This is a genomic window from Pseudomonas sp. TJI-51 (assembly GCF_000190455.2).
Classification (GTDB): domain Bacteria; phylum Pseudomonadota; class Gammaproteobacteria; order Pseudomonadales; family Pseudomonadaceae; genus Aquipseudomonas; species Aquipseudomonas juntendi.
This window is the reverse complement of record NZ_AEWE02000185.1, coordinates 1-12,058: the sequence shown is the minus strand read 5'-3', so window position 1 is coordinate 12,058 and position 12,058 is coordinate 1. Positions and strand designations below refer to the sequence as shown.

General features: G+C 64.3%; 16 protein-coding genes. 9 read left to right on the top strand and 7 right to left on the bottom strand.

What is annotated here, in order from left to right:
* Nucleotides 1-34: 34 nt before the first annotated feature.
* Nucleotides 35-226: a PLDc N-terminal domain-containing protein gene (locus G1E_RS26660; RefSeq protein WP_009683250.1), complete on the bottom strand. Its 192-nt coding sequence runs from the start codon at nt 224-226 to the stop codon at nt 35-37.
* 126 nt (nt 227-352) lie between these two features.
* Between G1E_RS26660 and G1E_RS26655 the strand changes: the two genes are divergently transcribed.
* Nucleotides 353-1,291 carry a ZIP family metal transporter gene (locus G1E_RS26655; RefSeq protein ID WP_009683249.1) on the top strand — a complete coding sequence of 313 codons (939 nt, stop codon included), beginning with the start codon at nt 353-355 and terminating at the stop codon, nt 1,289-1,291.
* Nucleotides 1,292-1,316: 25 nt separating this feature from the next.
* Here G1E_RS26655 and G1E_RS26650 read toward each other — a convergent pair whose 3' ends face one another.
* Together G1E_RS26650 and G1E_RS26645 are read right to left on the bottom strand one after the other, a co-directional pair.
* The gene (locus G1E_RS26650) at nt 1,317-1,847 is read right to left on the bottom strand and encodes a hypothetical protein (protein ID WP_009683248.1); all 531 of its coding nucleotides are present in this window, start codon (nt 1,845-1,847) and stop codon (nt 1,317-1,319) included.
* A gap of 58 nt (nt 1,848-1,905) precedes the next feature.
* Nucleotides 1,906-2,430: an ankyrin repeat domain-containing protein gene (locus G1E_RS26645; protein ID WP_009683247.1), complete on the bottom strand. Its 525-nt coding sequence runs from the start codon at nt 2,428-2,430 to the stop codon at nt 1,906-1,908.
* A gap of 266 nt (nt 2,431-2,696) precedes the next feature.
* On the opposite strand from G1E_RS26645, the gene G1E_RS26640 reads away from it, so the two are divergent.
* Nucleotides 2,697-2,969, top strand: a complete 273-nt coding sequence (locus G1E_RS26640) for a DUF3509 domain-containing protein (RefSeq protein WP_009683246.1) — start codon at nt 2,697-2,699, stop codon at nt 2,967-2,969.
* Nucleotides 2,970-3,124: 155 nt separating this feature from the next.
* Here the strand turns inward: G1E_RS26640 and G1E_RS26635 are convergent, their stop codons facing one another.
* From G1E_RS26635 to aroC, 3 genes are all read right to left on the bottom strand, one after another.
* Nucleotides 3,125-3,661 (bottom strand): oxidase, encoded by a 537-nt coding sequence (locus G1E_RS26635; RefSeq protein ID WP_009683245.1) that lies wholly within the window; start codon nt 3,659-3,661, stop codon nt 3,125-3,127.
* Nucleotides 3,661-4,815, bottom strand: coding sequence for an MFS transporter (locus G1E_RS26630; RefSeq protein WP_029886888.1), 1,155 nt, complete (start codon nt 4,813-4,815; stop codon nt 3,661-3,663). Before G1E_RS26630 ends, G1E_RS26635 begins: the two co-directional genes overlap by 1 nt.
* A gap of 229 nt (nt 4,816-5,044) precedes the next feature.
* Nucleotides 5,045-6,136: a chorismate synthase gene (aroC, locus tag G1E_RS26625; protein WP_029887408.1), complete on the bottom strand. Its 1,092-nt coding sequence runs from the start codon at nt 6,134-6,136 to the stop codon at nt 5,045-5,047.
* Nucleotides 6,137-6,346: 210 nt separating this feature from the next.
* Here aroC and G1E_RS26620 point away from each other — a divergent pair, with 210 nt between their 5' ends.
* Together G1E_RS26620 and G1E_RS26615 are read left to right on the top strand one after the other, a co-directional pair.
* Entirely contained in the window at nt 6,347-7,309 is a 963-nt protein-coding gene (locus tag G1E_RS26620) for an alpha/beta hydrolase (RefSeq protein ID WP_047150281.1), read from the top strand.
* 64 nt (nt 7,310-7,373) lie between these two features.
* Nucleotides 7,374-8,156, top strand: a complete 783-nt coding sequence (locus G1E_RS26615) for a hypothetical protein (RefSeq protein ID WP_009683239.1) — start codon at nt 7,374-7,376, stop codon at nt 8,154-8,156.
* Between the two features lie 101 nt (nt 8,157-8,257).
* Here the strand turns inward: G1E_RS26615 and prmB are convergent, their stop codons facing one another.
* Entirely contained in the window at nt 8,258-9,166 is a 909-nt protein-coding gene (gene prmB, locus G1E_RS26610) for a 50S ribosomal protein L3 N(5)-glutamine methyltransferase (protein WP_009683238.1), read from the bottom strand.
* A gap of 179 nt (nt 9,167-9,345) precedes the next feature.
* On the opposite strand from prmB, the gene G1E_RS26605 reads away from it, so the two are divergent.
* The 5 genes from G1E_RS26605 (at nt 9,346) to G1E_RS26585 (ending at nt 12,016) form a co-directional block, all read left to right on the top strand.
* Nucleotides 9,346-9,936: a cysteine hydrolase family protein gene (locus tag G1E_RS26605; protein WP_009683237.1), complete on the top strand. Its 591-nt coding sequence runs from the start codon at nt 9,346-9,348 to the stop codon at nt 9,934-9,936.
* An 85-nt stretch (nt 9,937-10,021) separates the two neighbouring features.
* Nucleotides 10,022-10,342: a hypothetical protein gene (locus G1E_RS26600; protein WP_009683236.1), complete on the top strand. Its 321-nt coding sequence runs from the start codon at nt 10,022-10,024 to the stop codon at nt 10,340-10,342.
* A 66-nt stretch (nt 10,343-10,408) separates the two neighbouring features.
* On the top strand, nt 10,409-10,969 hold the full coding sequence (locus G1E_RS26595) for a Smr/MutS family protein (RefSeq protein ID WP_009683235.1): 561 nt from the start codon (nt 10,409-10,411) through the stop codon (nt 10,967-10,969).
* 69 nt (nt 10,970-11,038) lie between these two features.
* The gene (gene folE, locus G1E_RS26590; protein ID WP_009683234.1) at nt 11,039-11,584 is read left to right on the top strand and encodes a GTP cyclohydrolase I FolE; all 546 of its coding nucleotides are present in this window, start codon (nt 11,039-11,041) and stop codon (nt 11,582-11,584) included.
* Between the two features lie 60 nt (nt 11,585-11,644).
* Nucleotides 11,645-12,016, top strand: coding sequence for a glutaredoxin (locus tag G1E_RS26585; RefSeq protein WP_009683233.1), 372 nt, complete (start codon nt 11,645-11,647; stop codon nt 12,014-12,016).
* Nucleotides 12,017-12,058: the final 42 nt, after the last annotated feature.

Here is a 12,058-nt window from a genome sequence, read left to right as displayed (position 1 = left end):
GCCGGCTTGCCGGCGATAGGGCCAGCACAGGCATTCAGATCCGCACATTCCCCCGCGGCCCGGCGATGGCCCAGATCACCAGCCCCACCACGGGCAGCAGTGCGATCAGCAGAATCCACAACACCTTGCTGCCCACCTCGCTGCCGCTCTTGATCACGTTGAGGATGGCCCAGATATCCAGCGCCAGAATGATCAGCCCAACCAGGCTGTTGAATGTCGACCCCATGCTTTGACTCCCTTTCAAAGGCTGTGCTGCACAGCATAGTCAGCTATCACGGCAATAGAAGGGAATCCTTGGCGGTGGCGGCAGGGCCCTGAGTAAACTGCCAGCAGCCATTGAACCGAGGTCCGCATGCCCGTCGCACAGCCGCAAAGCCCTACCCCACCCTCGTTGCGCAACGCCTGGCGCCAACAGGTCGTGAATGCCCCGTGGCTCAGCGCCGGGCTGGCGCTGAGCCTGCTGGCGGTTTGTGCATTGCTGGCGGCCAGCTTCTGGAACGCGGTGAACGGCGACCATGCCGACAACCTGCACCTGGCGCTGCTGGGCGGGTTGTCGGGGTTCGGCGCCACGGCACTGGGGGCAGTGCTGGCGGTGGTGCTGCGCGATGTGAGCGCACGCACCCAGGACGTGATGCTGGGCTTCGCCGCCGGCATGATGCTGGCAGCCAGTTCGTTTTCGCTGATTCTGCCGGGGCTGGACGCCGCCCGCGAAATCACCGGCAGCGGCCCGGCGGCGGCGTTCACCGTGGTGCTGGGCATGGGCCTGGGCGTGCTACTGATGCTGGGCCTGGACCGCTTCACCCCGCACGAGCATGAAAGCACCGGCCCGTGTGGCCCCGATGCCGAGCGCATCAACCGGGTGTGGCTGTTCGTGCTGGCGATCACCTTGCACAACCTGCCAGAGGGCATGGCGATTGGCGTGAGCTTTGCCAACGGCGACCTGAACATCGGCCTGCCGCTGACCAGCGCCATTGCCATCCAGGATATTCCCGAAGGCCTGGCCGTGGCGCTGGCCTTGCGCGCTACCGGCTTGTCGAACTTCAAGGCTGCGCTGGTGGCCATTGGTTCGGGGCTGATGGAACCGCTGGGGGCGGTGATCGGGCTCGGCATCTCGACCGGCTTCGCCCTCGCCTACCCCATCAGCATGGGCCTGGCGGCGGGGGCGATGATCTTCGTGGTCAGCCACGAAGTGATTCCCGAAACACACCGCAACGGGCACCAGACGGCGGCGACCCTGGGGTTGATGGGTGGGTTTGCCGTCATGATGTTTCTGGATACCGCGCTGGGCTGAAGTTTTGGGTTGGCTGTACAGGCCCTCAGGCATGCACGGCAACTTTCAGCGCTTCAAGGGCTGGCTCGACCTTGATTCCCAGCTCCGCGCCCAGTTCCAGCACCCGCGCCAGGTCGTGCTGGCCCACCATCACCATCTGCAGCTCGTCATCCAGCAATTGGCTGAAGTTCAGCAGCACATAACCGCCGGCCTCCTTGTTCAGCGCGCCCATCTGCACCTGAATGCGGTTCAAGGCAGTCAGCGGCTCGGTGCGGGCCAGTTGTTTGGGCTTGAGGGTGAACGGCACGCTGTTGTCGAACGAGTCGCTGATCTGCTGGAACAGCGCCTGGTAGCTGTCGGCCTGGAACACCACGGTGTCCGGCAGGCTGCCCAGCACCACCCATTCGCCCAGCGGGATCGGGAAGGTGTCGTCGTAGTTGATATCAGGGTTGGCGGCGAGGAACGCGGCCGGGTCGGCGTAAGCCTGAGCGGCCTCGTCGGCGATGCGCTCGATGTCGGCCTCGCGCATGCAGCCAGCACCAATGAGGCTGATGAATTCGAGCAACTGAGTTTTCATGAGGGGGGCCTGCGGCGGGTGAAAGTCGCCAAGGATAGCCGCAAATGCCCCCAGGTCGTTAGCCGGCCTGCATTTGCAGGCGTGCTGCCGTATCCACCGCGCCCATGGTGCGCGCGGCCATCAGCGCGGTGGCCCCGCGGGCGTCCTGGCGCGCCGGGTCGGCGCCCTCGGCCAACAGGTAATCAAGGATCTCGCAGCGGTTGAACATGGCCGCCAGCATCAGCGCCGTGCGCCCATCCTGGGCCGCTGCGTCTACCGGCACGCCGTGCTCGAGCAACAGGCGGATCATTGCCAGGTCACCCTTGAAGGCGGCACCGGCTATCGGCAACTGGCCGTTGTCGTTGGCAATCAGCGGGTCGGCGCCGTGGGCCAGCAGCACACGCACTGCGTCATGGTGACCGTGGTAGCTGGCCAGCATGACCAGGGTGTCCCCTTTGTGGTTACGCAGGTTGGCCGGCAGGCCGCTGGCGAGCAAGCGCTCGAGCATCTCGGCATCGCCCTGGCGGGCTCGTTCGAACACCTGCTCGGCAAAGGCTGCGGTTTCGTCATCGGTCATGGTGGCGTGTGCGGCTTGGCTGGTCATCGGGAACCTCCTTGCGTAAATGATTGCCCAAGTGTTTGTCAGGCACGCAATTACGGTCAAAGGTTCATATTCTATTGCGCCGATAGCCAACGCCCGCTTCGTGCAAATTGCACTGTGCAAAATGCACGACCTTGCAAGCTGCACGGAAGCGCTTCTGCAAAAGCATCGCAAGCCACTGAATTTAAAGGACTTTCCATGAATTCAGATTCTGGCACGGTCACTGCAACTACCTACTCATGTCTGCCACACAACAGCCAGGAGTTGCTATGGACCTTATTCAGCAAAAATTCGTCTCGGTATTTTCGGCCTACGAAGTGACCACCCAGGCTCGCCCGGACGGCGGCGTCCTGCTGACCCTGCGTGCGGCTGATGGCAAAGTGACTCGACGCGTACTGACCTATGGGCAATTGCACAGCGCCGAGCAGCTGTCGTGGGCCATCAGTGCCATCCGCCGGGACCTGGCTGAACAGGCCAGTGAACTGCCGGTGATCTCGATGTTGCAGAGCCAGCAACGGTTTGCCTTGCCCACCTACCGCTGAATGCTGTGGAGATAACACAGCCTAGGGTCTGCGTAGTCGAGCGGGGAACTTGTGTGGGAGCGGGCGTGCCCGCGAAGAATCCAGTGACATGGCTGGCACCGGCTACGCCGGTGTTCGCGGGCATGCCCGCTCCCACAAAAAGTCCGGTGCAGGCATTACAACTCGTCAATGCCCAGAAATGCCCGCGCACTCACATCCCCGGTAAACCTCGCCTGCGCGCCCTGCTCGCTGCCATACAAACGCAAGGCCAGGCAGAACGGCGCCTCACCCAGCTCCACCCAGCGCCGCGTGCCAGCCGGCACGTGCAATTGATCGCCTTTCTCGCACAACACCGAATACACCCACTCGCCCACCCGCAGCCCCACTTGCGCGCGCCCGCTGATTACGGCGAAAACCTCGTCGGCGTCATGCACGTGTTCATCGCGCACATCAACCTGCGCCAGGTCCTGGGCGTCACGGTTGAGCAGTACGAATGCCTTGCTGCCCTGCGCGGTCATCAGCTGGTCCAGGTACGCGCGGCACGCCGCCAAAACCTCGTCCTGCGCAGTGCCTGGGCGCACCCGCACACCAGGTTCGGCATGCTCGAAACGCACGCCGTGTTCAGCCAGGGTTGCGGCGATGTCATCGTGGTGGGTCAACACTTTGTGCGGCAATGCCGGGCTGGCGGTGTGGAAAACGCTGAGAATGCTCATCAGGGGCGGGTCCTGGTCGGTTGCGAACAAAGGCCAATGATAACGGCTGCAGCCAAGGCTGCGGCACTGGCCATACCAAAGGTGAAGCTGGGCCCCAGCAGTTTCCAGCTGTAACCCGAATACAAAGCCCCCAACGCGCCGCCGGTACCCGACAGCGCGGCGTAGAAAGCCTGGCCCTGGCCCTGCTGGCGAGCGCCGAAGCTGGCCTGCACGAACGCGATGCTGGCGGCGTGGAAACAGCCGAACGTGGCCGCATGCAGCAGTTGGGCGAAAACCAGCACCGCCGGCTCGGCCGCCAAATTGCCCAACAGCAGCCAGCGCACGCCGGCCAGCAGGAAACTGGCCAGCAACACACGTTGCACGCTGAAACGGGCGAACAGGCGGCTCATGCACATGAACATCAACACCTCGGCCACCACCCCCAGTGCCCACAGCAAACCGATGGCGCCACGGCTGTAGCCCAGGTGTTCCAGGTGCAGGGTAAGAAAGGTGTAGTACGGGCCGTGGCTGAGCTGCATCAGCGCCACGCAGGCATAGAAGGCAATGACCCCGGGCGCTCGCAGTTGGCGCAGGAAGCCGCCGGCAGCGCTGCGCTCGCCCTGCTCCACCGGCTGGGCATTGGGCACCCAAAGGCTGGCGGCGACGATACCGCCCATGATGATGACCAGCGCCAGCGGGTAGATGTCCAGGCTCAGCCACTCGAATACACGGCCCAACCCCACCACGGTGAGGATGAAGCCGATCGAGCCCCACAGGCGCACCTGGCTGTAGCGTGCCGTTTGCCCATGCAGGTGGGCCAGGGTGATGACCTCGAACTGCGGCAGTACCGCGTGCCAGAAGAACGCATGCAGGGCCATTACCAGCGCCAGCCAGGCGTAGCTTTTGCCGAAGAACACCAGGGAGAAGCTGGCCAGCGTGCACAGCGCACCCAGGCGCACGATCAGCAGGCGCTGACCACTGCGGTCGCCCAGCCAGCCCCACAGGTTGGGGGCAATGCAGCGCATCAGCATAGGGATGGCCACCAGCTCGCCGATGCGCGCCGGGCTGAAGCCCAAGTGGTCGAAGTACAGGGCCAGGAACGGCGCGGTGGAACCGAGCAGGGCGAAATAGAACAGGTAGAAGCTGGACAGGCGCCAGTAAGGGATGGGTTGCATGGGGTGGCCTTGTTGGGGGCCTGTAGCGGCCCTATCGCTGGCAAGCCAGCTCCCACAGGTATCGCATCAGGGCTGACAGGTGTTTGTCAGAAGATATGCAGCGCCTGTGAGGATACTGCGGCTAGCCTTGCCAGAAACCCTAGAATCTCCCACAGGTGGCCCACAATGTTCTGGTTTGTGGTGACCCTGTGGGAGCTGGCTTGCCAGCGATGGGGCCGGTGCAGGCAGATCAGCGCTGGCCCAGCACCGGGGTAGTCACCTGCACATCGGCATTTTGTGCACGGTGGCGCAGCAGGTGGTCCATCAGGGCAATGGCCATCATCGCTTCGGCGATCGGCGTGGCACGAATACCCACGCACGGGTCGTGGCGGCCCTTGGTGATCACCTCGACCGGGTTGCCATCCACGTCGATGGAACGCCCCGGGGTGGTGATGCTGGACGTCGGCTTCAGCGCCAGGTGGGCCACGATGGGCTGCCCCGAGGAAATGCCACCCAGAATGCCGCCGGCATTGTTGCTGAGGAAGCCTTCAGGGGTCAGCTCGTCACGGTGCTCGGTGCCCCGCTGGGCCACGCTGGCGAAACCGGCGCCGATTTCAACGCCCTTGACCGCGTTGATGCTCATCAGCGCGTGGGCCAGTTCGGCGTCGAGGCGGTCGAAAATCGGCTCGCCCAGGCCAGGCATCACGCCTTCGGCAACCACGGTGATCTTGGCGCCCACCGAATCCTGGTCCCGGCGCAGTTGGTCCATGTACGCCTCCAGCTCCGGCACCTTGTCTGGGTCGGGGCTGAAGAAGGCGTTCTGCTCCACCGATTCCCAGGTCTTGAACGGGATTTCGATCGGCCCCAGCTGGCTCATGTAGCCGCGCACGGTGATGCCCTGGCTGGCCAGGAACTTCTTGGCGATGGCACCGGCGGCCACGCGCATGGCGGTTTCGCGGGCCGAGCTGCGGCCGCCGCCGCGGTAATCGCGCAGGCCGTACTTGTGGTGGTAGGTGTAGTCGGCGTGGGCCGGGCGGAACAGGTCCTTGATAGCGGAGTAGTCCTTGGACTTCTGGTCTGTGTTGCGGATCAACAGGCCGATCGAGCAACCGGTGGTGCGCCCTTCGAATACGCCGGACAGAATCTCCACCTCGTCGGCCTCCTGGCGCTGGGTGGTGTGCCGGCTGGTGCCGGGCTTGCGCCGGTCCAGGTCGTGCTGCAGGTCGGCGAGGGAAATTTCCAGGCCCGGTGGGCACCCGTCGACAATGGCGACCAACGCCGGGCCGTGGCTTTCGCCAGCGGTGGTGACAGTGAACAGCTTGCCGTAGGTATTGCCGGACATGGACGCTCCGCGAGATCTGCCTGAAATGGACGAAAGCGGCAGTATACAGATGGTTTGATCGCCTGTGCTGGCCCTTTCGCGGGCACGCCCGCTCCCACAGATATCACCCTGTGGGAGCGGGCATGCCCGCGAAGAGGCCAAACCTGCCAAGCCCCCCAGAACCTTCCCCAAAACATTGGGTCAAACCCACATCTCCCCATGTAGTACCGCATTATGTCGCGCCTTGTCGCCTTGTTCCTCTTGCTGTGTACCGGCCTGGCCCAGGCCGCCGCCCCCACCGTGCTGCAACGCCCCATCGACCTCGACACCGGCCAGGGCGTGCTGCACGGCAGTTTGCTGCTGCCGCAGCAAGCCCCACCGCCGCCGGTGGTGCTGATCATTGCCGGCTCTGGCCCTACCGACCGTGACGGCAACAACCCGGCCTCGGGCAGGGTCGACAACCTCAAGCGCCTGGCCCTGCTGCTGGCCAACGAACACATTGCCAGCGTGCGCTACGACAAGCGTGGCGTGGCTGCCAGCCTGCCTGCCGCACCCGATGAGCGGGACCTGAGCGTGGAGCGCTATGTGGCCGACGTGGTCGCCTGGAGCCACAAGCTCAAGGCCGACCCGCGCTTTGGCCAGCTGATCCTGATCGGCCACAGTGAAGGTGCGCTGATTGCCAGCCTGGCCGCCGAACAGGCCGGGGCCAGCGCCGTGATTACCCTGGCCGGCAGCGGCCGGCCAATGGCCGACGTATTGCGCGAGCAGCTGGCCCAGCGCCTGCCGCCGGCGCAACTGGCCGGTGGCAGCGCCCTGCTCAACCGCCTGCAGGCCGGGCAAACCAGCCTGGACGTGCCGGCACCGCTGCGCCAGGTGTTCCGCCCTAGTGTGCAGCCCTACCTGATTACCCTGTTCCGGCAAAACCCCGCCGCGGCCTTCGCCCGCCTGCCGATGCCGGCGCTGATCGTGCAGGGGCGCAACGATGTGCAGGTGGACGTGGCCGACGCCGAACGGCTCAAGGCAGCCAAGCCGGATGCGCAGTTGGTGTTTATCGACGGCATGAACCACATGCTGCGTATCAGCCCCAAAGACATGAGCCAGCAACGCGACAGCTACCTCAACCCTGAGTTGCCCCTGGCCCGCGAACTGGGTGAGCGAATCGTGACCTTCATCCAGCATTTGCCTTCGGCCTGAGGCAACGGCCTCAGGTATGCGGCCTGCCTGCCGATACAGCAGGCATAGCCGAGGACCAGCCCCGATGACCATTGCCCCCGCCGCCGCAGAGCCGGCCGAAGAGCCCCAGGACAACCCCGCCCAGCCCTGGGCCGACCTGCCGGTCGAACACTTCCAGCTATTGCGCCTGGCCGCGCTGCCCACCGACCGCAGCACCGGCGCCCGGCCGCTGCGCTTTGTGCAGTTCGGCTATGCCGAGCGCCATGACAAGGCCCACAGCCTGCTGCGCATGGAGATCCAGTTGCCTGGGCAGAAGGTACACAAGGAACAGAACCGCCTGGACATCCGCGTGGACCATGCCGAACGCCGGGTACGTATCGGCAACGCCCAGGGCTTGCAGCTGGAGCCGGTCAACCGCGGCATCGGCCGCTTCCTGCTGGCCCAGGCCGCGCAGTGGTTGCAGCGCAAATGGTCGCATTACCAGGTCGAGGGCATGCCCTTGCCGAACAAGGACGCGCTGAACGAAGACTCACGCCTGCGCCGTGACCACTGCCTGCGTGGGGTGGGCATCGAGGTGGAGTACGAAGACGCCCAGCATCTGAAGGGCCGCACCGTGGAAATGCCTGTGGGGCAGTTGAAAGCAGCCTGGAGCAATGAACGGCTGCAACGGGTGGCTATCCTTGATGCGGCCAGCTTGCTGCAGCAGGCAGACCAGCAGTTGCAGGAAAAAGACGCACAGCTGCGCGAGCGTGATGAGCGGGTGGCCAAGTACCAGCGTGAAGATGGCGGGCTGCGCTTTACCATTACGTGCCTGGTGGCGTTTGCGGTGTTTCAGGCGGGGCTGCTGATCTGGATCGCAACCCGTTAAGACCGCGTTGCCTGTTTCGCGGGCTTGCCCGCCCCCACAAGGACCGGTGATAAACCGGCGGGCATGCCCGCGAATGGGCTGCAAAGCAGCCCCGTTCGGAATCAGACGCGGCCCTTGAACAGCTCCTGGTGCTGGCGGCACTGCTCAGCGGTCAGCATGAACACCCCATGCCCGCCGCGCTCGAACTCCAGCCAGGCAAAGTCCACCTCGGGGTACAGCGCCTCCACATGCACCTGGCTGTTGCCCACTTCGACAATCAGCAAGCCTTTTTCGGTGAGGTGGTCGGCCGCTTCGGCCAGCATGCGCCGCACCAGGTCCAGGCCATCATTGCCACAGGCCAGGCCCAGCTCCGGCTCGTGGTGGTACTCGGCCGGCATGTCGTCGAAGTCTTCGGCGTCGACATACGGCGGGTTGGACAGGATCAGGTCGAAGCGCTGCCCGGGCAAGCCGGCAAAACCGTCGCCCTGCACGGTGTACACACGGGCGTCCAGGCCATGGCGCTCGATGTTCTGGTTGGCCACTTCAAGGGCCTGGAACGACAGGTCGGCCAGCACCACTTCGGCCTCGGGGAACACGTCGGCGGCGACGATGCCGATGCAGCCCGAACCGGTGCACAGGTCCAGAATGCGTGCCGGCTCGTTGGCCAACCACGGCTCGAAGCGCTTTTCGATCAGCTCGCCAATGGGTGAGCGCGGCACCAGCACGCGCTCGTCGACAATGAACGACATGCCGCAGAACCAGGCCTCGCCCAACAGGTAGGCAGTTGGCACGCGCTCTTCGATACGGCGCTTGAGCAGGTGCTGCAGGCGCACCCGCTCGTCGTCTTCGAGCATGCAGTCCAGGTAGCTGTCGGCCACCTCCCATGGCAGGTGCACCGCACCCAGCACCAGCAGACGGGCTTCGTCCCAGGCATTGTCGGCACCATGACCGAAGAACAGGTCATGCTCATGGAAGCGGCTGACTGCCCAGCGGATGTAGTCGCGCAGGGTGCGCAGGCGGGATGTGATCACGGGGTACTCCTAATTCAGAACGGACAAAAGTCTAACAGCCTGGGGCACAGATTTGTTCCATCGCATGGTTGCCGGGCTAGCCACAGGCCAGTAACCATGCCACTTGCGTTGTCAACCATTCCCATTGGCGCCAATGCAGGGGAGAATAGGTGCACAAAAGCCCTACCAAGGAGCCCTTGATGTCCGTTCCAACCACGATGTTCCGCCTCACTGGCCGCGATTACCCGCCGGCCAAGCTGAGCCACGCCAGCCTGATCATCATCGATGCGCAAAAGGAGTACCTCAGTGGGCCCCTGCAATTGTCGGGCATGGACGAGGCCGTGGCCAACATCGCCAGGTTGCTCGACGCCGCGCGCAAAAGCGGCCGTCCGATCATCCATGTTCGCCACCTGGGCACGGTGGGTGGCCGTTTCGACCCACAGGGGCCCGCTGGCCAGTTCATTCCAGGGCTGGAGCCGCTGGAGGGCGAAATCGTCATCGAAAAACGTATGCCCAATGCCTTCAAGAACACCAAGCTGCACGAAACGCTGCAGGAGCTGGGGCACCTGGACCTGATCGTGTGCGGTTTCATGAGCCATTCCAGCGTCAGCACCACCGTGCGCCGCGCCAAAGACTATGGTTACCGGTGCACACTGGTAGAAGACGCTTCGGCGACCCGCGACCTGGCGTTCAAGGACGGGGTCATACCGGCCGCGCAGATCCACCAGTGTGAAATGGCCGTGATGGCCGACAACTTCGCTTGCGTGGCCCCAACCGCCAGCCTGATCTGAGGCCTTGGCACGACCGCCCGGCTGCCGGGCGGAACCCAAGGGGCGGCGGCAGGTCGAATTCCGGATATCCACAGAGGAGAGCGGAATGAAGCTCAAAGGCAGTTTCGACGCCAAGCGCCTGCGCCCGCGCCAACCGCGTAACTGGGGCGCCCGCCTGGCGGCCGGGCTGTCCGCCCTGCTGGCGACCCTGGGCGTACTGCTGGCCATGGCCGGCATCGCCGGCTTGCTCGGCAACTACCCTGCCCTGCAGGAACTCAACGCCAACAAGGCGTTGTCCAGCATCGTTACCGTGGCTGGTTTGCTGCTGCTGTGGCTGGGCGTGCGCTTGTGGCGGCGCAGCCGCATTCGCCTGCGGCGCGGGCGTGAGCTGAACCTGTCGCCGCACCTGATGAAGAAGCATGATTGAGGGTTTTGTATTGGCTGCATAAAGCCCCCACAGTCGCGTAAACTACGCCGCCCACGTGGAGGCACCATGCAAGACGACGATTTTTCCCTGTTCAAGGCCGAAGTGCGCGGCGTAAAGCCGATCCGCCACGACCGCGCCGAAGTCGGCAAGCCCAAGGCCGACCGCCAGCAGCTGGCCGGCCTGCGCCAGGCGGCGACCGTTCGCAGTGACAAGGCGCTGGTCATCGACGGTATGTCTGACCAGTTCGTGATCGACGTGGGCGCCGAAGACGAACTGATGTGGCGCCGCGACGGCGTGCAGGAAACCCAGCTGCGCAAGCTGAAACTGGGGCAGATCCCGTTCGAGGGCAGCCTCGACCTGCACGGCATGACCGTGGAGAAGGCCCGCGAAACCTTGTGGGCCTTCATCGCCGAAGCCACCAAGCTGGAAGTGCGCTGCGTGCGCGTGACCCATGGCAAGGCTGCGCGCCTGGACGGCAAGCGGCCGATGATCAAAAGCCACGTCAACACCTGGCTGCGCCAGCACCCGCAGGTGCTCGGCTTTGCCTCGTGCAGTGCCCGCCACGGCGGCACCGGTGCCGTGTATGTGATGCTCAAGCGAACCATGCTCGAAGGCCGCGACGAGTAACGCCGCGCTTGCAGCGCCGCGCGCGCCGCCGTAACCTTCGTTTTTGCGATTTTTTCCCAAGGTAGATCCATGTCCCTGGAACAGAACTACACCGAGATCCTCAGCCAGCTTGGCGAGGACGTCTCCCGCGAGGGCCTGCTCGACACGCCCAAGCGGGCTGCAAAGGCGATGAAGTACCTTTGCCGCGGTTATGAGCAAACACTGGAAGAAGTGACCAACAACGCGTTGTTCAGCTCTGACAACAGCGAAATGGTACTGGTCCGGGACATCGAGCTGTATTCGATGTGCGAACACCACATGCTGCCGTTCATCGGCAAGGCGCACGTGGCCTACCTGCCCAAAGGCAAGGTGCTGGGCCTGTCGAAGGTCGCGCGCATCGTCGACATGTTCGCCCGCCGCCTGCAAATTCAGGAAAACCTCAGCCGCCAGGTGGCCGAGGCCATCCTGCAGGTTACCGGTGCCGCCGGCGTGGCCGTGGTGATCGAAGCCAAGCACATGTGCATGATGATGCGCGGTGTGGAAAAACAGAACTCGACCATGATCACCTCGGTGATGCTGGGCGAATTCCGCGACAACGCCGCCACCCGCAGCGAGTTCCTCAGCCTGATCAAGTAATTGGCTGCAGACCCCGAGCCGACCCCTTGCAGGTCGGCTTTTGCATTTCAGGAGTTGCCCATGATCGTCAAAGCCCTGCGGGTTGGCCTCGGCCAAGTCATCGTGTTTGCAGACTGGATCAGCCGCCCGGCCAAGCGCAAGCGCGACGCCGCCGCCCAGGCCCGCGTCGACCAGGCGGCCAAGGGCCTGGCGCTGTACCAGTTCCATGCCTGCCCGTTCTGCGTCAAGACCCGCCGCACCCTGCACCGCCTTAACGTACCGGTGGCGCTGCGTGATGCCAAGAACGACTCGGCGCACCGCCAGGCCCTGCAAGAAGGTGGCGGCCGGGTGAAAGTGCCGTGCCTGCGCATTGAAGAAGCGGGCAAGGTGACCTGGATGTATGAGTCCAAGGCCATCATTGCCTACCTGGATGAGCGGTTTGCCTCGGCCTGACAGGTTTCAGCTTTCCTGTACTGGCCCTGTCGCTGGCAAGCC